Origin of the sequence: Tsuneonella troitsensis, from assembly GCF_001441535.1 — a bacterium.
Taxonomy (GTDB): Bacteria; Pseudomonadota; Alphaproteobacteria; order Sphingomonadales; family Sphingomonadaceae; genus Tsuneonella; species Tsuneonella troitsensis.
The window spans coordinates 522,355-539,713 of record NZ_LMAU01000003.1 but is presented as its reverse complement, the minus strand read 5'-3'; the positions used below and the strand labels follow the sequence as shown (position 1 = coordinate 539,713).

16 protein-coding genes are annotated in these 17,359 nt (G+C 56.7%); 9 read left to right on the top strand and 7 right to left on the bottom strand.

The features are described 5' to 3' along the window. Nucleotides 1–18: 18 nt before the first annotated feature. The 3 genes from AR323_RS14440 (at nt 19) to AR323_RS09345 (ending at nt 5,627) form a co-directional block, all read left to right on the top strand. Nucleotides 19–2,577: a class III lanthionine synthetase LanKC N-terminal domain-containing protein gene (locus AR323_RS14440; RefSeq protein WP_456119701.1), complete on the top strand. Its 2,559-nt coding sequence runs from the start codon at nt 19–21 to the stop codon at nt 2,575–2,577. 27 nt (nt 2,578–2,604) lie between these two features. After that, nucleotides 2,605–3,489 (top strand): serine hydrolase domain-containing protein, encoded by an 885-nt coding sequence (locus tag AR323_RS14435; protein ID WP_083495329.1) that lies wholly within the window; start codon nt 2,605–2,607, stop codon nt 3,487–3,489. Nucleotides 3,490–3,905: 416 nt separating this feature from the next. Continuing rightward, nucleotides 3,906–5,627, top strand: coding sequence for a nucleotidyltransferase family protein (locus AR323_RS09345; protein WP_057883660.1), 1,722 nt, complete (start codon nt 3,906–3,908; stop codon nt 5,625–5,627). A 127-nt stretch (nt 5,628–5,754) separates the two neighbouring features. Here AR323_RS09345 and AR323_RS14975 read toward each other — a convergent pair whose 3' ends face one another. The 5 genes from AR323_RS14975 to AR323_RS09325 form a co-directional block, all read right to left on the bottom strand. Continuing rightward, entirely contained in the window at nt 5,755–5,910 is a 156-nt protein-coding gene (locus AR323_RS14975; RefSeq protein ID WP_083495328.1) for a tyrosine-type recombinase/integrase, read from the bottom strand. A 130-nt stretch (nt 5,911–6,040) separates the two neighbouring features. Then, the gene (locus AR323_RS09340; RefSeq protein WP_057883659.1) at nt 6,041–7,252 is read right to left on the bottom strand and encodes a restriction endonuclease; all 1,212 of its coding nucleotides are present in this window, start codon (nt 7,250–7,252) and stop codon (nt 6,041–6,043) included. Between the two features lie 476 nt (nt 7,253–7,728). Further along, nucleotides 7,729–8,121: a hypothetical protein gene (locus AR323_RS09335; protein WP_152980323.1), complete on the bottom strand. Its 393-nt coding sequence runs from the start codon at nt 8,119–8,121 to the stop codon at nt 7,729–7,731. 269 nt (nt 8,122–8,390) lie between these two features. Then, nucleotides 8,391–9,338: a tyrosine-type recombinase/integrase gene (locus AR323_RS09330; protein ID WP_057883657.1), complete on the bottom strand. Its 948-nt coding sequence runs from the start codon at nt 9,336–9,338 to the stop codon at nt 8,391–8,393. Nucleotides 9,339–9,413: 75 nt separating this feature from the next. Continuing rightward, nucleotides 9,414–9,716, bottom strand: a complete 303-nt coding sequence (locus AR323_RS09325) for a hypothetical protein (RefSeq protein WP_057883656.1) — start codon at nt 9,714–9,716, stop codon at nt 9,414–9,416. A gap of 1,451 nt (nt 9,717–11,167) precedes the next feature. Here AR323_RS09325 and AR323_RS09320 point away from each other — a divergent pair. After that, a complete protein-coding gene (locus tag AR323_RS09320) occupies nt 11,168–11,707 on the top strand; it encodes a hypothetical protein (RefSeq protein WP_152980322.1) in 540 nt (179 codons plus the stop codon). Nucleotides 11,708–11,775: 68 nt separating this feature from the next. Here AR323_RS09320 and AR323_RS09315 read toward each other — a convergent pair whose 3' ends face one another. Further along, nucleotides 11,776–12,564 carry a hypothetical protein gene (locus AR323_RS09315; protein ID WP_057883654.1) on the bottom strand — a complete coding sequence of 263 codons (789 nt, stop codon included), beginning with the start codon at nt 12,562–12,564 and terminating at the stop codon, nt 11,776–11,778. Between the two features lie 670 nt (nt 12,565–13,234). Here AR323_RS09315 and AR323_RS09305 point away from each other — a divergent pair. Both AR323_RS09305 and AR323_RS14830 read left to right on the top strand, forming a co-directional pair. After that, on the top strand, nt 13,235–13,498 hold the full coding sequence (locus AR323_RS09305) for a hypothetical protein (protein WP_057883652.1): 264 nt from the start codon (nt 13,235–13,237) through the stop codon (nt 13,496–13,498). A gap of 482 nt (nt 13,499–13,980) precedes the next feature. After that, complete coding sequence (locus tag AR323_RS14830; RefSeq protein WP_161808731.1) at nt 13,981–14,142, top strand: hypothetical protein; 162 nt, start codon at nt 13,981–13,983, stop codon at nt 14,140–14,142. Between the two features lie 3 nt (nt 14,143–14,145). Here AR323_RS14830 and AR323_RS09295 read toward each other — a convergent pair whose 3' ends face one another. Then, the gene (locus AR323_RS09295) at nt 14,146–15,216 is read right to left on the bottom strand and encodes a COG3904 family protein (protein WP_057883650.1); all 1,071 of its coding nucleotides are present in this window, start codon (nt 15,214–15,216) and stop codon (nt 14,146–14,148) included. A gap of 505 nt (nt 15,217–15,721) precedes the next feature. Here AR323_RS09295 and AR323_RS09290 point away from each other — a divergent pair. Genes AR323_RS09290 through AR323_RS09280 form a run of 3 tightly spaced genes read left to right on the top strand, consistent with a single transcriptional unit; the run spans nt 15,722 to nt 17,338 of the window. Then, nucleotides 15,722–16,099: an excalibur calcium-binding domain-containing protein gene (locus AR323_RS09290; protein WP_123321805.1), complete on the top strand. Its 378-nt coding sequence runs from the start codon at nt 15,722–15,724 to the stop codon at nt 16,097–16,099. Continuing rightward, nucleotides 16,096–16,530 carry a (deoxy)nucleoside triphosphate pyrophosphohydrolase gene (locus AR323_RS09285; RefSeq protein ID WP_200956694.1) on the top strand — a complete coding sequence of 145 codons (435 nt, stop codon included), beginning with the start codon at nt 16,096–16,098 and terminating at the stop codon, nt 16,528–16,530. The genes AR323_RS09290 and AR323_RS09285 overlap by 4 nt, the downstream gene beginning before the upstream one ends. Further along, nucleotides 16,517–17,338, top strand: a complete 822-nt coding sequence (locus tag AR323_RS09280; protein ID WP_057883647.1) for an HNH endonuclease — start codon at nt 16,517–16,519, stop codon at nt 17,336–17,338. The genes AR323_RS09285 and AR323_RS09280 overlap by 14 nt, the downstream gene beginning before the upstream one ends. Nucleotides 17,339–17,359: the final 21 nt, after the last annotated feature.

Here is a 17,359-nt window from a genome sequence, read left to right as displayed (position 1 = left end):
TAGTCGAAGTTTCTCCTCTTGAAGGTCCCGACACTCTCGACGCCGCGAGATGCCTCCCGTCATCAACATTGCCTAGCGACTCTGTTGAGGCGCCCCGCGATTGGCTATCGCAGACGACTCTATTTGTCCGGCCACGTTCGTTTTCTGTCGTTTGACCCGATCGCACGTCGCACCCCGCGTCAAGGGTGGAAACTGCATCTGAGTGCGACAGTTCCGGCTTACACAGAACTCCTGCGCCGCACGATCCCCCTGCTTCGAGCTGAGCGCGCCGCGTTCAAAGTTGCCGCCGACTTGCCGAGCGCGATGCACATCAATTCTGGCCGCGGCGGGCTAAGCCAAGTTGGAAAGCTGATTACTGTCTATCCTCGCGACAGGATTCACGCCCAGCGCCTGGCTCAAGCGCTCACCCGCGTCACTGTCGGCCTACCGGCCCCTGATGTTCCAGGCGATTTCCGGTTTTGCAAGGTAGGCTGCGTCTTCTTGCGCTATGGAGCATTCGCTTCTCGGTGGACTTCGGACGTCGACGGCCTACCCCAGCCAGCGCTTCGCGGACCAGATGGTGAATTGAGGGCGGATGTTCGCACGCTGCAGCCAGCAAAACCACGCGGAGTTCGGCCGCTGCTTCGCGCCGATCGCCAAGAACGTAATGCAAGCGTGGCTCGCGGCCGATATTATCTATTCGGAGAGATTGCACGAAATCACAAAGGTGCCGTCTTCGCGGGTTTGGACTTACGCACTCGGGAAGGTTGCGTTGTGAAACGCGCATTCGCGAACGCACATCCCTACGGTGATAGGATCACCGCAGTAAGCCTAGCCCGGTCGGAGCGAAACGCGCTTGGTGCTATCGCGGATCTTTCAGTCGCGCCCCGGCTCCTGGACTATTGGGAGACGAGAGATCAGGCGTTCCTTGTTCTCGAAATGGTCAACGGCCTTGATATTCAGAGCAAAATGAAAGCAAATGCAGCAGAAACTGGGCTCGGAGGACTTTCTTTCGAGTGCATTTCCCAGATAGCTTCTTCTATCTCTGTCGCGATAGATTCAGTTCACAAGCGAGGCTGGGTTCACCGTGACATTAAGCCTGGCAACATCATTGTCGGATCTGACGAGCCCGCTCGCATCTTTTTGATCGATTGGGAAACCGCTGCTCGGGAAGGCTCCCACCGTTTATCTGCCTCAACCCGCGGGTATAGATCTACGATAGATACCCGCGCTGTGGCGTCGCGATCTGAGGATTGGCAGGCGTTTGGCAGAGTGCTCATTTTTCTTTGCACCGGGTTCGACCTCTCCAAGCTACCCGACGAAGATATCGATCCTCGGCTAGTCTTGGCGCTTCACAGGCGCGATTGCCCGAAGTGGTTATCCGCGCGAATTGATGCATGCCTCGCCGGAGGGCAGTGGAGTGATACTAATCCAGTGCAGCATGCGTTGAGGCCATCGCTAAACCTCGGTGGCCGTAAGCAGATTGCCGGCGCCCGCGAGGCACTGTTTGCAACGCTTGCCGCACAGGCTGAATTTTCTGCACCTGATCGATGCACTTGGCGCAGCGGACAACCGTATGCATTCGGTCAACCAACGCCCTACATCAACATTGGCAGCGCAGGTGTCGTTTTGTATCTGGCAAGACGCCTGACTCGTATTGGCGATCTTCGCACACGTCGCTTGTTGGTCGCCGGTCTTCGAGGACTAAAGGGACAGGCAAACGCCCCGACATCTCTTCGGCCGGGGTTGATGATGGGCGCGGATGGCGTGAACCTCGCCGCTCGAGCCGCCGCGGAGGTGACAGGAGAACCTTGGACGCTCGTGCGTTCCAAAATGCCGGACTGCTTGGACTTCTTTGATGGGCTGGCCGGAAGCCTGTTTGCTACGTCAGCGCTGCAAATTTCGTCTACCGCAACTGCCAAGCGCCTTATTGCTGCTGTGCAGGACTCGAACGTGGAGGTCGAGGCTCTTGCATCCGATCGCTGTGAAGGGCGACTGGGCTATGCCCACGGAGTCGCTGGCATAGCAGCTGCGCTTGCGCTTCACGCCGCCAGGACCGGAATGTCTCAAGCACAGGAATTGGCCTTTCAACTGGGCAACCAGTTGCTTGATCATTGTCGCTCGATACCCGGCAGGCCTGCACAGAAAGTGTGGCCAGCTGCTCTAGGCGATCTGTCGGTGAGTCATGGTTGGTGCCATGGCACCGTCGGCTTTGGAAAGGCATTCCTCGGCCTACATAACGCCACCGGTGAACATCGATTTCGCTCCGCTGCGGAAGCGGCTGGTCAGACACTGATTGAACATTGCGGCTCACTCGACAGCACGCTCTGTCATGGTCTTGCAGGCGTCATCGATTTCATGCTGGACTTGGCCATGACGACCTCAGATCCAAGGGAGCGAGAGCGTTGGACGGCTGAAGCCGGTGCGGTTGCTGATTGTATGCTGCTTCGGTCCGCAGTCCGTGGGGGGCACCTAATCTTTGTTTCTGAAACGCCGGAAATAGTGACATGCGACTACATGGTTGGAATGGCGGGTGCTGCGGCAGCGCTCGAGCGTCTTGCCGCACCAAATCTTCCCTCGTGTCTCCCGGCCCTTTGAATCCGGCCGTAGACTACGCGTCGGCCAGTGTTCACTGACGGATTGGGAGCGCTGGCAGCAGACTGCGACGCGCTCCTGCTTTTGCGAGACGGCCAGCGACAAGCGATACGCCGCTCGCCAGCAGCTGAGCAGCCGATCTATATCGCTTCAGTAGGCAAGGTTCTAGCGGCCCTAACGGTTGGTGTGCTCGTGGACCAGGGTAGGATCCAGGGGGTGCACGAACCCCTCGCGAATTGGTTTCCTACTTGGCGTGAAAGTTCTCACGCGTCGATTACTTTGGACCATGTTCTGTCCCATCGAAGTGGGCTTCAAGCTGCCACCGATGCGGTGGAGCTCGAGATTGCGCATGATGTTGTATCACTTGCGCTTAGAAGCCCCCTCTCGGAAACGCCGGGATTGGTGGCTCGCTACAACAACAAGGCATTTGCTCTCATCGCGGGCCTAGTCCGGAATGTGAGTGGGCTCCGCTTTGACCGGTTCTTTGATCAAGTTATCGGTGAGCCGCTTCGCATTGGCCATCATCAGTGGTTCACAGACGGGTCGGGCACGCCGGCAACTTATGGTGCATTTTCAACCTTACCCGATGACCTACTCACACTTGGATCGCTGTTCGTCGGGCATTCGGAGCCTAAATGCGCGGCTGTAATCTCGCGCGAATGGTTGCAATACATGTGCACACCAAGCGGTTTGGATACTCCGGAACTGTGTCATCCTTGGCATCGACGGGTGGTGGGGACGACGGGCAAGTCGACGGAAGTCTTTTTCCACGGAGGGTATCGCGGAAATCTGCTCGCGGTGATTCCATCCAAGAACATTGTCTTATTGCGCATGGTCACCGCAGAAACCTTTGCTGCTGGGCCCGGTGCGCTCGATTTTACTCCTCAGCTTCTAAAGTGGTGTGCCGGCTTGTGAGATGCACACAGAGGGTCGAGGCCTGCTCGGGACGAAGCGCCTAGCTCCGCGTTTGTCGCCTCTAATTCGGTTATAACACTGCCTAGATGATTGTTCGCTCTGTGGCGGAAGAGCCGCAGATTATGATTCAAACGGAAGCACGAAGTAGACGCGTCTACGTCGAACGGGTTCCTTATTGTTTCGATTGGATCAAGGGTGAAAGTAACCGACCGTCGTCCACGCTGCCCTCCTGACTTCTAACTGCGCCTAACAACCCGAGTTTTGGCGATAGGGTGTCGTCCAGCCTAGCTAGGCGTGCTGGGTTACTAAATACGTCAACAAGAACGTTGATATCGACCGGCGCTTACGCTCACCCGTCTTGCTGGCGAGCCCTGCCTACGGCATGTCAAACACGCTTAATTGCCAGGGGAGTTTCGATGCCGAGTGTCGAGCAGTTATTGGAGGCTCTCGCGGATTGGGGCCAACAGGCGGTGAAATCCCTCGGCGCAGACGGTGTATATGCCTTCGGCAGCCTAGTATACCTTCGAGGCGAGCAGCTTACACCCACAAGTGACATCGACATTGCGGTCCGGCTCCCGAGCTCTCTCACCGATGCTGTTAGCCGTGCAGAATGGCTCGAAACTTTTTTCTCACATAAGGCCGCTTTGGAACTCAAGCTTCTTCAGGTTCTTGAACGGCAAGTCATAGAAGAGCCCTTTGCCAGTGTCATTCCGGTGACTCAGCTCGAGGTTGAACTTGATTTACACAAGCAGAACCTGCCTGAGTTCTACTCAGCCAATCAGTTCCTTGATCTCGCCTCGCAGAAGGTAGAGGATGGCTTGGCGGGGGCGGCTTCCAAGCCGTGTCATCGGTTCGCCGCGGGCAGCATAAGCATGACCCAGGGCATACGTCACAGTTTCCTCGGAGTTGCAGCCAACACGAGGCGGTCGCTTGAGCCTTTCGATGGTGTTGATCCTATCCCAAAGCCCATCATGCGCGCCGCTGCGATGGCTCGTAGGCTGACTGAGCCGACCGCTCCACCGGGCGCAGAATATGATCTACGGCTTGGTTTGGACCACGTAAGCCAATTTCTTTTAAGCCACGAAAGCAGCTCTGCGCGACTTAAAACACTAAGTATGCTCGTCTCCGAGCGGAGAGGTGGCCGCGGGCATGGCGGACCACTATCGGACGCCGACCAATTGCTGCTTGCTGAAATTGTCTACGATCTCGCTGCCACAGCCGTGGAGTCTGCCGGCTCTCCGCCGGGTGATACAAGCTCGAATGGGACCAAATCTGCGCCAAGGCTGCCGGAACCGGTGGGTCGCGACGACGGCATGGCAATGATGCACTTTCGACAGCATCCCCCTGCCGGCACAGGCAGTAAGCCTGAGCCTGCCGGCACAGGCAGTAAGCCTGACGGCGAGACCAGAACAGATGGTGAAGTTGTTGACATGCCAGCAGCAAAGCGCCCCCTTTTCGGAGACCAGACCTCACTCGTTTTCTTCCATGACCGCTTTATGCAAGCCTTCCCCGGCACGCGTGAGATCAGCTGGTTCGATAAACCTGAAGACATTATTGAGCGCCTATGTCGCCTCCTGAACGAGCCGATCAAGTTTGCTGACGCCTCTCCCATCTGGTGGTGGCGAGGGGGGAATTTCCAGATCGAGCGATTTGAGCGACTTGACGCTGACATGGCTCTGATGAACTATGAAGAGTTAAAGATCAGTCGCGCAGCCGCAGTGCCGGGCCCCAGTTACAAATGGAATTTTGTTTATATCGAAACTGAAGCTATGGCTCCTACGGGACTTTATGACTATAGTGAGTATTCGATCGAGGAACGCGCGGGAGACCGCAGCTATGTTTCTGAAGAGTATGGATTGGTCAACGGCGAGCACCACATAACTAGAGCGGAGTATGACGACGGAGGCGCTTACATCGGCGGCTCATACGTTAACACTGTCGGGCAAGCTGCGCTGAGAGTAAGATACATCACACCATATAACTTCGTCATTGCGCCTCAGGCTTCCCCGATCAACAACGCAGCCTTCGATCGTGAGCTGGTTGCGCTACTGGATTCTGCGTTGGCCGGGGAACGTGAGACAGTCATCAGCAAGCTGGCTGAGGAGGTTGCACGATTGCCCCTTCGACGGGAATGGTAGCTACGTGTGGCGGCCTATCGTCAGCCAAGGCTGGCGCACCAATTACGCTGCGAAAAGCTCCCGCTCCATCTCGCCCATGAGGTCCACACCCTTCGCCGGATCGTGAAACAGATGACCGTAGACGTCATTAGGTCATGGTAATGGACGAATGCCCCAGCATGGTCTGGATCTTCTTCGGCGCCCATCCCTGCTCGATGAACAGAGAAGCGGCAGCTTGGCGCAGCGCGTGCATTAAGAACCGCGTCGCGCCCTCGTTATCGACGGTCTCACCTTTGAACAGCAATAGCTTGGAGATGTGGAATGATTTTCAACTTTGCAAATGCCGTTGAAGAAGACCAAGTCCAGCAACACGATAGGGCGAGCGAGCTTTCCATGAAATTTATAAGTCAGTTTTTCTGTTGATGGAGTTTGCTTCACTCTACTGCTAAACGCAGAGCTTCGAGACTCCCCAGCGCGATCGGCTTCGTAAGAATGACATCTGAGCTTGCGGCAAGCGCTTTCGCACTTTTAGTAAAACCTGCTGGAGCGCAGACCACGGCGTAGTCTGTTCGATAAAAAGACTTGGCCGCGAGCGCCTGCTGAACGGCAGCATTACCTACCGCCTCTGCGTAGTCCTTACACTGGACAGCATAGGTGAGCCCGTCCTTCTCCGCGATTAGATCAGCTCCTTGATCACCAGTCGCACCAACGCGCCTGATGCTAAACCCCGCATTAGTTAGGATTACTGCGGTTTCCGCCTCGAACTGGGCCCCGCTGACGGAGAGTGGAGCACCCGCCCGACCGATAAGTGACTCTTCGATCGGGTAACGCGAGATAGCGAGCTCAATGGCCGCGCGAAATAGGTCGTCATCCTCGTAAAAACCCATAGCTGGTGCAATCTGCTCGCATAGCTCGTCAGCTGCCAACGACAGGCGCTTAGCCAGCCACTGTGTATTTCGTCGATATCCGCTGAAGTGCCTGATGCACGCGCGCTCTACATCCTTCGTGTAAGTGACCTGCACAGAACAGCCGAGCTGAATTGCGCTACTTACGCCTTCAGCGATGTTCCTCATTTGGCCCTCCAATTGCCCCGCAAGCGTGCCCAAAGGACCGCCCGCGCCGCCACTACTTTCGATAGTTGCGAAAGCCCCAGAGAAGCGGGATCTGAATGATGAGCTTTCGAGAACAAGGTGCAGTCCTCGCTCGTCACCAAGTATATCACTGGTGCGCTCGGTGAAATCACCGCTGTCGTCGGCATAATCGTTCAGCACAGATGCAGCGATGGAACCAAGATCCGATAGCGCCGACGGATCTGATGTCGTTTGAATGTAGTGAGCGCCAAGCTCCGCAGCGCTAAGTTCTATCCCTGATGCCTTAAGCGCACCGACCAGGCGTGGTGAGTTCAAGCAAAGCATACGCGTTGTCACACCACCAGCATTGAAATCGAGTGATGAACCTGCCTTTATCAGCACCTTTAGAGCCACTGGGAGCCTTAGGTATGCCGCCAGATACGAACTAGTGATGATTAAACCGCTGCTGTCATTGATCAGAAAATCAACATCGCCGAGCTCAGCAACCATTTCTCGAATAGCATTCTCATCCTGGCTCATCAGGATGCTGACTACGTCTGGTTTTCCATCAGTCACCGTATATCCCCGAAATTGCGGAAATCGCCCTTAGTCATTTATCTTAGTCACTTCCGACTAGATGATCGATCTTAGGCGCTCAGGTGACGCGATTGCCGACGTGACATCGACTATTGCGCCGCAACTGGGGCAGTTCGGTGACTGGTCAGAAACCTCGCGCCCACACTCCCCGCATCGTATCAAAGCCATCACTATCCCCCTGAAATCTAGACGAGAATGCACATGGCGGAGTCGAATTGCAATCGTGGCACCGCTGGCGTCGTCAACATTTCAGGCAAGGAACACGATGACAGCAGCTGCACTAAGCTGCCAGCAACCCTCTCTCCATCTCGCCCATGAGATCGACGTCTTTCGCAGTGTCGTGAAACAGGTGCCCGTAGACGTCATACGTCCAGCCCAGACGCGCTTCCTTTGACGCTATGACTTTCCGCCGCGCCCTCGCCGTCAACCTCCCAGCTATTTGAACTGGCAACTCGTTACTCGGCTGGTCTCGGCGGCTCGCTTGTCGCAGTTTGGGGAGCGTCTGGTAGAGCCTGGACGACGGGTTCAGAGATGAACTGGACCTGCTCCGTTGGCTCCGTCGCTGGGGTCGGCTCTTCTGGCTGCTCGGCTGGTCCAGTCGTCACGCTATCGATAGCTTGAGGGAGATCACTAGGTTCTGCATCCTCCAGGTAATCCTCTGCCGGCGGCTCTCCAGCCTGCGCCTCCTCGATCGTCTCGCCCTGTTGCCGATTGTCGGCCCCATGGGATCCAAGATTGCTCAGGACCAACACGACCGCACCTAAAACGAGTAGTGCAACGAAAGCGAGGCAGCCTTCCTTGCGCTTAACGCTGTCGATCTCGTCCTCGGTCATGCCTCGAGCACGCATGCTCGCGATCCTATCGCGCTCGCGTTCGAGGCTCATCCTTTCCTCGTGCCGACGGTCTTCCGCCTCGGCTTGTTGCCTCAGACGTTGCTCCTCCTTCCACTCGCGTTGCCGTCGCTTTTCATCGTCAATCCAGTCCGACATGCTTGCCCCCATGAAGCTTGTTACCAAAGCAAATCAGGTTTTTATCCGTTTGCAAAGGCACAATCGCCGTCCTGCGGAACGGCGAATGTTGCTCTACTTCTTTGCGTGGGCACGCTGTTATTTTCTTTCTACGCCGCCAGTAGTCCCCGCTCCATCTCACCCATAAGATCAACGTCCTTCGCGGGGTCGTGAAACAGGTGTCCATAGACATCGTAGGTCATGGTGATCGACGAATGCCCCAGCATCGTCTGGATCTTCTTCGGCGGCCAACCTTGTTCGATGAAAAGCGAAGCAGCGGCATGCCGCAGCGCGTGCAGTGAGAACCGCGGCGTGCCCTCGTCATCAACGATCCCGCACTCGAGCATCAGTGGCTTGAAGATGCGGTTGTAGATGTTCGAGTGGGTTTCAACCTTGCCCACGCCGTTGGGGAACACCAGGCCGAGCTCACCGGCGGGGCAAGAGAGCTTCCACTCCTTGAGCACCTTAGCGAGCTGCGGCCCCATCGGGATCTCGCGTCGACCCGACCGGCTCTTGGTATTGCCCATGTCGCAGTAGCGGTCGGCGCGCTTCCTGACGGTGATGATGCTCCGCTGAAAGTCGATCGCAGCCCATGTGAGCCCACGAAGCTCCGACATGCGCATACCGGTGAAGATCGCGGTCAGAATGAGCGGCTGGTGCCTCGGCGGTGCAGTTGCGATCAGCGCCTTGATCTCGGCCTTGGTGGGGAACACGCGGTCGGGTTCATGACGTTCAGCACGACGAAGCTTCACGTCCCTCGCAACATTGTGCAGCACCAGGCCTCGCTCCTGCGCTGCGCTGACGATCGACCGGAGCGTCGTGAGGCATTTCTTCGCCATAGCGCGTGTGCTGTCGCGCAGCATGTCATCAAGGAACTCGCGAACGTGAACGGCGCTGAGATCGGTGAGCAGCAGATGACCTATCTTCCGCTCAATATGGTTCGCGACATGGCCGCGGTAGGAATGGAGGGTCGCGCGCTCCAGCTTCTCGAGCTCGCACCGCGTCATCCAGATTTTGGCGGCGTCACTGATGGTAATCACGTCTACGGGGGTAATCATTTTGCTTATCCTAAGTGGTTAGTATGTCCCACTATTCTAGGAGAAGCGGAGTGATCTGTCGGGCTGTTTCCCATCCTAGTCGGTGGGTTTTTGCGCCTTCAACGCCCTGAGATCGTCTGCAACCTCGCGAACCGCTCTGTTAACATCTTTCAAGTGTGCGAGGACAAACCGCTTACGCTCCTCGGCGCTCGCCCGCGTCCAGTGGTAGGACAGCTTGGCGGCTGGTGATCGAGGCCCCGACTTGCGGTAACCGGCAAGCTGGGTCGCCTTATAGACGGTGATTTCGCCGAGTTGAACGCGGTCGAGAAGAGTGTCGTGGCCGTCCTTCTTCAAGCGCTTGGTCCAGTAGGTGTTGTTGCGTTCGCTCGGCACGGTCATTCATGAGCCTGTAGACGCGTCTACGTTACCGCGTCAATGATCTTGGAAACAGGAAACGCACTGTGTCTCGATTTTCCCACGATTGGGCGTCGGCTCGCTCTTTTCTGTCCATTTGGAATGCCGGCGGTGATATACTGAGCGCAAGTCATTTCTGGCCCGCGACAAAGGGTTAGCCACCGCGAGTTGTCATACGCACAGGGGATTGGAGCCGATACCCCACGGCAAGATGGTAGCCGAGACGAAGATCGGAGCCAGGCGAGTGCGCGTTAAGGGAAAATCGGCCGGCACCACCGGCAGGTGAAAGCCCGGCTCCGTCAGAGGGAGTGAAAGATTGCAACAAGATGGGGGCAGTGAGCCCCCTGCCCTGCTCGAGTTGAAGGAAAGCTCAGCAGGGTGCTTCCAGCGTGTGCTGGATAACCGGACGGGCCGAGAGGCCGGGGTTTCGGAGCAAGTCGATCGGTAAAGCGTCCCACCGATCCCAGTTGTCGCTCAACTCAATGCTCTTCACCACTTCCCATGGATAACACCACGGAATGACCCCCTCGCAGCTGTGATGATCTCTTTTCACGGCTGCGGGGGGATAAGAGTCTTCCCATGATTGGTTCGTGAAAATTTGAACCTCGTCCGAAGATCTAAGAAAAGCAAAACCGATGCTGCGAAGCAGCGTCGGTTCGACGCCGGGCGCAGCCCGGTGTTATTTATTTCAACGTTCTCATGCATCATTCACAAGAACTAAAATCCTTCCCTTCAAAACATTGCCCCTCGCTACGCGAGTGGCAAAACGAACTCGGTGTGTCTTACGCTCGCTGCGCTCGCGCTCACACACCGAGCGTCGTTTCTTCTTAGAAACAAGATTTACATCTAATGTTCCAGATGTAACTCGAACTGATAACTCATGCAATGTTCTAGATCAGGGACTTATTAGGAAATCAATTTAATAACATCTTCGGAGTGCTTAGGAGTAGTAACTCCTACATTTAGATTCCCCAAGATACTAGAAGTCGGGCACCGAGCCAATCAAGGAAGTCCTAGAAACTAGCCGCCTGTATGACCAGGATGGCGCCGAAATCCCTCTACTTCCGGCTTAGTGCCATCCACCGGCGAGTCCTTTACCCGCTGATCCCCCACCTCCTTGGGCGCAGCATCATGGCTGGCAGCGGCGTGTCTCAGTGAACCCCATGGCGGCGCCGATAGGCGCGGCTACCATTGTTCAACCCTGCCAAGGCTCCATCGACGGTAAATACGAGCGCGGCCCGGTAAGCCCCTTATGCAACATGTTGCGCTCCTGGTGCTCACCGTTCGGTGGTCGATCGTAGGGGTCTTGGCCGAGTATCCCGAGCAGGTTGTCAGCGCCATGCCGGCTGGTAACGCACCTTGTCGCGATGCAGGCATGGTATCGATGGCTGTCCCGACGAAGGCCGCCGCAACGCCTCTTAGGGTGGACGCGGCAGTTGTTAAAAGTTGCACCAATCTGGAATATTTTTGCCCTTCACTGGCGGTGCTCGGATCCCATCGTGCGCAGCAAAAATGGGCTCTCCCGCCTGATTGATTTAGACAACCAGCGGTGCGAACCGGTGCAGAATGTGCTATACTGCGAGATGATCAATGCACCTCATTCGCCCTCACGAACAAGACGGCTTACACCGACCGAATGGTCTACCATCGTCGACCTTTACGAGTTCGGTGATACGAACCAGCGACAGCTTGCGGAACGCTTCGGTGTGACTTCCGCTGCCATTCAAAAGGGGCTGAAGAAGCGAGGTGCGATAAAGGGCCGACGCGTTGGAGAGCATCCCGCCCTCATCCATTTGAAGCGGGAACTGAGGGTCAGATGGCGAGCCAAGCAAGCAGCCGAGGCCGCATCTTTTGAGCGCATGAACGAGCGCACGGCGTTCGTTGCGGCCTTGACGGAAATGCTCTTGCGTGCGGACAGCAGCGGCACGCTGGATCAGTTGCCCCCCCTGTTTAGCGAGCTTCGTCGCGGGCTTTGACCGTTGTTGCCAGTTGCCTTCACGGTCGCGAGGCGCACCTCAGGATCGGTCCTCAATAGCTTCGGCTGTCATTGGTCGACCAGTTCTATGAAACCTTTGCGGAGATCATAGCGAATATCGTCTCGGCGAAGGCCTGCAGAAATTGCAGCACCGACGGTTGTAACGCCTGGTTGGAAGTAACCCTCGAAACGCTGGGCTGCCTGCGAGCCTGGTTGCTTAGGGTTACCCTGCACCTTAAGCGTTATTCTCGCAGTGTCTGGGATTCTGCCGCTGGTTGGTTCTTGAGCCGCAAAGGGGCGCTGCCGTCCCGCCGCCGGACTTTGCTCCCTCAGAAGGAGTTTAGCGACCACGGAGGACACTTGATTGGCGTATCCGTCCGCCGCAACTTGCCGAATCTGGTCCCTAAGCCAGTTAGGCGAATAGAACTGCCAGCCCTTCTCATCGAATAGCTCGCGCAGCCGCGTTTCGTCTCCTCTCTTGATCTTGCCGGCCACAAGTCCGAGTTTCACGTTGGCGCCCGGCTGACATCGGCCCTCCTCCGCCAATTGTAACGCCAATCTATTTAGGACGGTCTCCCGCAACCCCTGCTCCCGAAACAGCTTATACCTAGTGCTTCTATGACCATCTTCGAACTCGACAAACTGAACGCCAGTCGAGTCTAGAAAGCTCTTGCACTCCAGCGCGACGATCTCGTTTCGGGCAGCGTGATAGGCAACTACGTCTATTTCCCAACGCGGAGATGAGTGTCGATTAACCTGGCGCTTTTCCTCCTTGGTGAGCTTTACCTTCAACGAAGTCTGGACCCAGTAGCCTTCCATGAAGAAGAGCTCCGCCACTAGCTGCTCAAACGCATCCATTTCGGTATGCTCCTAAACGAGCGCTCGGGGATGCGGCCGGCTGGTGCCGTCAAAGCAATCCCCGCGAGAGCAGCCGACGTGACGCTCATAGTGCTCCATGTGCGCACGCTGACCGGTCGAGCCCTCTCGGTGAGCGCGAACCCTCCCCTGACACTCAGGGCAGCGCAAGACACGACTTCGCGGCATGCTAAGGGCGTGCTCGACCGAGATTAAGTTCCAGCGCTTGTTCGCGAATAGCTCTGCTGCTTGCTCGTAGCGTCCATCATCCATGCCGGTTCTATTCTGGGTTTGCGGCAAATGATCAAGCGTGCGGGACATCGGAGTTAGGGAGTTGAAGAGGCCCCAATCGGTCGAAGATAAGCGACGTGAAATCCTAGAGACAACTGGTCGCACTGACCAGGATGCAGCCGAGGTTCGATCAATAGAGAGCTTCTGCCATCCACAGCCGATGCGGTCGAGGGCTGCGAAGGGGTTCGGCAGTTTGGCACACAGGAAGATCCGTGGCGCCCCGACGAGCCATGCTGGCCGCGGTTCGGGTCAGGTTTGGACGCTGACCGGTATGTGAGCGAGTTTCTGCCCTCGCAGACTAGTCACAAGCCAACACGAAGCCACCCGCAGGCCACCGCAAGCGGTGTCACAACCTCATGGTCAACAACCAAGAGGTAATCACATGAAACTATACAGCATTCACATTCGCGAGACCGGCGAAAATCTGTGTGTCGCAGCGCGATCGGCTGACCATGCAGCCGAGGTGCTGGTCACCTTTTGGTGCGCACGCTCCGGCACCATGCCCGGCCGGTTCTATATAACCGCCGGCGCCCCGCCGCTCTACAAGGGCGATACGTTGGTGCGGCGGATAGCTCGAGGTAAACTTGCCGGCGTGATCATCCGTCAACTCGACGGAACCATGATCTTCGAACCGGCAATTACATGACCATGAGCCGGGACATGCACAATTCACGGACGCCGCGGAAAGAGCCTTCTTACAAAGCCTACCGTATCACAAGCCCCGGCCACGAGACCAAGATCGTGTTCGCTGCCGACATCTGGAGCGCGGTAGGCGCTCTTCTCCAATGGCGTGTCACAAACGGAATCAACCAGGTCGGTTTCAGCCTCGATCCGGGGTGGGCTCATTGTCTGGAAGGAGTGGCTCGCGAGCACATTTATCACGCACGCGCGCACTGCAAGGGGCCTCGCATCGGCGCTCGATACAGGGCTGACGTGGGCTGGGGTCTCATGGCCCCCACGGTCCGGGAGAAGGAGCCCGACTAACTGCGCGATGATCATGCAACGCCGTGAAACTTGCAGTGAAACGGTAATAGGAAAGCACCTTGCCTCGAAACGGCTTACCGTTTTTGGGCAAGGTTTCCCGCTTGCCCCCTTTCTGCCCCCTTTGCGGTGTGGGGAGAGTCGAGCATGCCGATCGACGGCGCGCCCCGCCTGTTTCGCATTCACGATGTTTCGGTAGGGCTTTCGGAGCGCCAGCGCGAACTGTTGGCCACCAACCTTGAGTTCGGACCCATCGGTGTGGCGACCTGGGACGAAGACGAATGCTGGACCGTGCAACCGCCGGCGTGATGATCATGAAATTGAACATTGCTCCGCGAAATCAGAGATCTTCGCTCGCACGGTAGGAAGTTGAAGCGACGCTCCGTAACGAACTGCCCCAAAGCCATCTATCCAGCCAGCCATCTCAGTTGAGGTGACGATGCGAATTAGATCTGCCTCGCTAACTTGCCTCTCTATCCACACCACGCTGTCGGACGCTTTCGCACCCGTATTGCCTGGAATATCGAGAAACTCTTCCCCGTCCAGTTCCAGGTATGATCGCTTTTGGTTTTCGGCAAACATTGCGCTGGAAGTGGGATCGGTCACCATCCCAAACATCATGCTGAGCTCTCGTTCGTAACAAAGGAAGAGAACGCGTGTGGTAACGTCGTGATGGTCTTGCTGGATGCGGAGATACGGAACCATTCCCGCTAATTTGATCTCGGCCTCTGGCGCATCGCTGCCGTTATTCGCGAACTTCAACCCGAGGGCGTCATCAGGAGAAAGCCAGATCATCCCGTCGGGGTTCGCGATCGTCGAGATTGAGAACGCCTTCGCATCTACACCCATCTGATCGAGGTATGCGACGATCAAACCACTGATTTGTTGCACCTCCTCGTTTGACGTGGCCGATCCCGGTGCCGAGTAAAATTGGTGGATACCAAGCTTGCCAGTATACTGGCTAAGGAAGCGGCTTGTTCCACCTGCATACGCATAGGCGCAAGCACTTGCACAAATGGAGGCAGAGTCAGCATCGGGATCATAGCTGGGTGTGTAAACGCCTACGGAGGTGAAAAAGCCGAGCGAGCGGATGGCTCGACCTAGTTCTATGCCTTCTGCGAGGGAACCACCCGGAGAGTTGAAGTGAATTTTAGCTGCCTCGACTTGTCTGGAGCGCACGAAAGCGAGAAATCTGTCCTTTGTGCCTTCGGTGATTTCACCGGATGCGTAGATGTCCTCTACTCCGCCTCTCAGCAATGCCGCAGCCAGTCGACTCTGCTGGTCGGACTCCATGAAGAATGTCATTGGTTCGTTAGCGGAAGCGGGCGTAGCAACGCACGCTATGGCAAACACCCAGCAGGCAAACTGCTTGATGATTTTCATCTGTTACGTCCTTTAATTGCTCACAGATGCATGGAATGAAAGATACTTGGTTACAATTCCGTTCGCACTGAGAAGAAGGCCGTATGCTGTCGCTCATCATTCTATTGCTGGCTAACTTGCCTGCTGGTGTGTCGTTCAGCTGCACCCCGATCGCAGTTTGGGATGGTGACGGCCCGATTTGGTGCGCTGAAGGTCCGCGCATTCGACTCGCCGGTGTCGCTGCACGCGAAATGGACGGTTCTTGTATGACAGATCACCCTTGCCCCTCTACGACCGCTGTAGAAGCTCGTGACGCGCTTGTGCGCCTTGTAGGAGAGCCTACCGGCGTCGGTCCTCATGGTCACATCCTTGTCCGAGGTCCAGCCATGACATGCCTCTCGAAAGCCTCCGCTGGTGGCAACCGCACGGCGGCTTGGTGTTTTTCCCCGCGGGGCGGCGATTTGTCCTGTGCGATGGTCGCTGGCGGCTGGGGCGCAAAGTGGGCGAAATATTGGGAGGGGCATGAATGCTAAAGCGGAACCCACAAGCCAAAAGAGCGCGTAACTCTTGGCTTTGGATCGAAGCGTGGGCACTTTGTCTGTTGATGGTTGAGGGGTTATTGCTTTCCGCATGGCAGCTTGTGTCTAGCACTGCGGTCAGAGCGCACCCCGGTGGTCTCGCCGCTGATGGCTGCCATAATGATCGCAAAAATGGCGGAAGACACTGTCATGGCGGATCGGGAGCGTCGGTTCCTGTGCAAAGACCCCAGCAGCTCCTTGGGGGTCCAACCTACTATCCCAACTGTGCCGCGGCGCGCGAGGCTGGTGCTGCGCCTGTGCGCCGGGGTGATCCGGGTTATGGCTCACACCTCGACCGGGATAACGACGGGATTGGTTGTAAATGAACGATCTGCATTCCACGACGCACGGTGATCGACGCACCATGAAGCAAGTGGCAGCGGCCATAGCGATTAGCGGCGGTAAGGTGCTTGTGACGAAGCGGGCAGGAGACCAGGCTCTCGCTGGCATGTGGGAGTTTCCCGGCGGTAAGCTCGAACCAGGTGAAGACGTTCAGAGTTGCATCGTCCGTGAGCTGCGAGAGGAACTCGGCGTGTGCTCAACGGCTGGTGAGGTGTTCATGACCTCCGACTACATCTATCCTGGCGGTGCGATTTCATTGATCGCGATTGAGGTCGCGCTGCACAGCCATTGCCTCGCGCTGACTGTGCACGACGAGCATGCCTGGATTGCGCCAGGAGAGCTCCTGAGCCTCAATTTGGCACCAGCGGATATCCCGATAGCGAAGGAGCTCATGAAGCGTCATGCCGCAAATTGACGACCTGATACCAGGTGATGAGCTTACCAACGGAGACCTTGCAGCGACTTTCAGGGTTGGCAACATGGGCGGAATGCGCCGCTCGCTTGAGACGAATACGCTCGTGATCGTCAGCGATCCATTCAAGGGCCTCTACATCGATCGCTGGGTGGGCGACGTTCTCCATTATACCGGAATGGGGAAGTCAGGAGATCAATCACTCTCCTTCATGCAAAACAAGACGCTTGCCGAGAGCCCCACGAATGGCGTGGCTGTTCACCTCTTCGAAGTGCACAAGCCAAGTGTCTATTCATACTTCGGTGAGGTTAAGCTTGCGTCCGCGCCTTACCAAGACACTCAGAAAGGTGAGGATGGCGTCAGCCGCAAGGTCTGGATCTTTCCTGTTGCTCCGAAAGTAGAGAACGCGGTGCCGATCTCGGTCGAAGCTCTTAGAGCTGAAGCGGAGGCTCAGGCGAAGCAAGCTCGTGCGCTGAACGATAGCGCACTGAGAGCTAGGGCAATTCAAAGCGGCACCGCCAAGGTGGGCACTAGGACAGCAACTACGCAGCAATACCAGCGTAACCCATGGGTTGCTGAGTATGCGTTGCGACGGGCAGGCGGGAGCTGCGATCTTTGCAAGAGACCCGCTCCGTTCATGAAGAGACCCGGCGAGCCCTACCTTGAGGTTCATCATATTGAGTGGCTATCGAAGGGCGGAGCCGACACGATCGAAAACACTGTCGCGCTGTGTCCCAACTGCCACCGGAAAATGCATGTTGTGCAGAGTGCCGATGATGTTGATTTTTTGACCGTGGCTGCAACACAATGACAGGTGCCAGTAACAAACCAA

What these genes read in the sequence shown, in the direction of transcription:
- AR323_RS09345 (WP_057883660.1), top strand. Translation starts at nt 3,906, where the DNA reads ATGCCGAGTGTCGAGCAGTTATTGGAGGCTCTCGCGGATTGGGGCCAA.
- AR323_RS09335 (WP_152980323.1), bottom strand. Translation starts at nt 8,121, where the DNA reads ATGCGTGCTCGAGGCATGACCGAGGACGAGATCGACAGCGTTAAGCGC.
- AR323_RS09330 (WP_057883657.1), bottom strand. Translation starts at nt 9,338, where the DNA reads ATGATTACCCCCGTAGACGTGATTACCATCAGTGACGCCGCCAAAATC.
- AR323_RS09325 (WP_057883656.1), bottom strand. Translation starts at nt 9,716, where the DNA reads ATGACCGTGCCGAGCGAACGCAACAACACCTACTGGACCAAGCGCTTG.
- AR323_RS09315 (WP_057883654.1), bottom strand. Translation starts at nt 12,564, where the DNA reads ATGGATGCGTTTGAGCAGCTAGTGGCGGAGCTCTTCTTCATGGAAGGC.
- AR323_RS09305 (WP_057883652.1), top strand. Translation starts at nt 13,235, where the DNA reads ATGAAACTATACAGCATTCACATTCGCGAGACCGGCGAAAATCTGTGT.
- AR323_RS14830 (WP_161808731.1), top strand. Translation starts at nt 13,981, where the DNA reads ATGCCGATCGACGGCGCGCCCCGCCTGTTTCGCATTCACGATGTTTCG.
- AR323_RS09295 (WP_057883650.1), bottom strand. Translation starts at nt 15,216, where the DNA reads ATGAAAATCATCAAGCAGTTTGCCTGCTGGGTGTTTGCCATAGCGTGC.
- AR323_RS09290 (WP_123321805.1), top strand. Translation starts at nt 15,722, where the DNA reads ATGCTAAAGCGGAACCCACAAGCCAAAAGAGCGCGTAACTCTTGGCTT.
- AR323_RS09285 (WP_200956694.1), top strand. Translation starts at nt 16,096, where the DNA reads ATGAACGATCTGCATTCCACGACGCACGGTGATCGACGCACCATGAAG.
- AR323_RS09280 (WP_057883647.1), top strand. Translation starts at nt 16,517, where the DNA reads ATGCCGCAAATTGACGACCTGATACCAGGTGATGAGCTTACCAACGGA.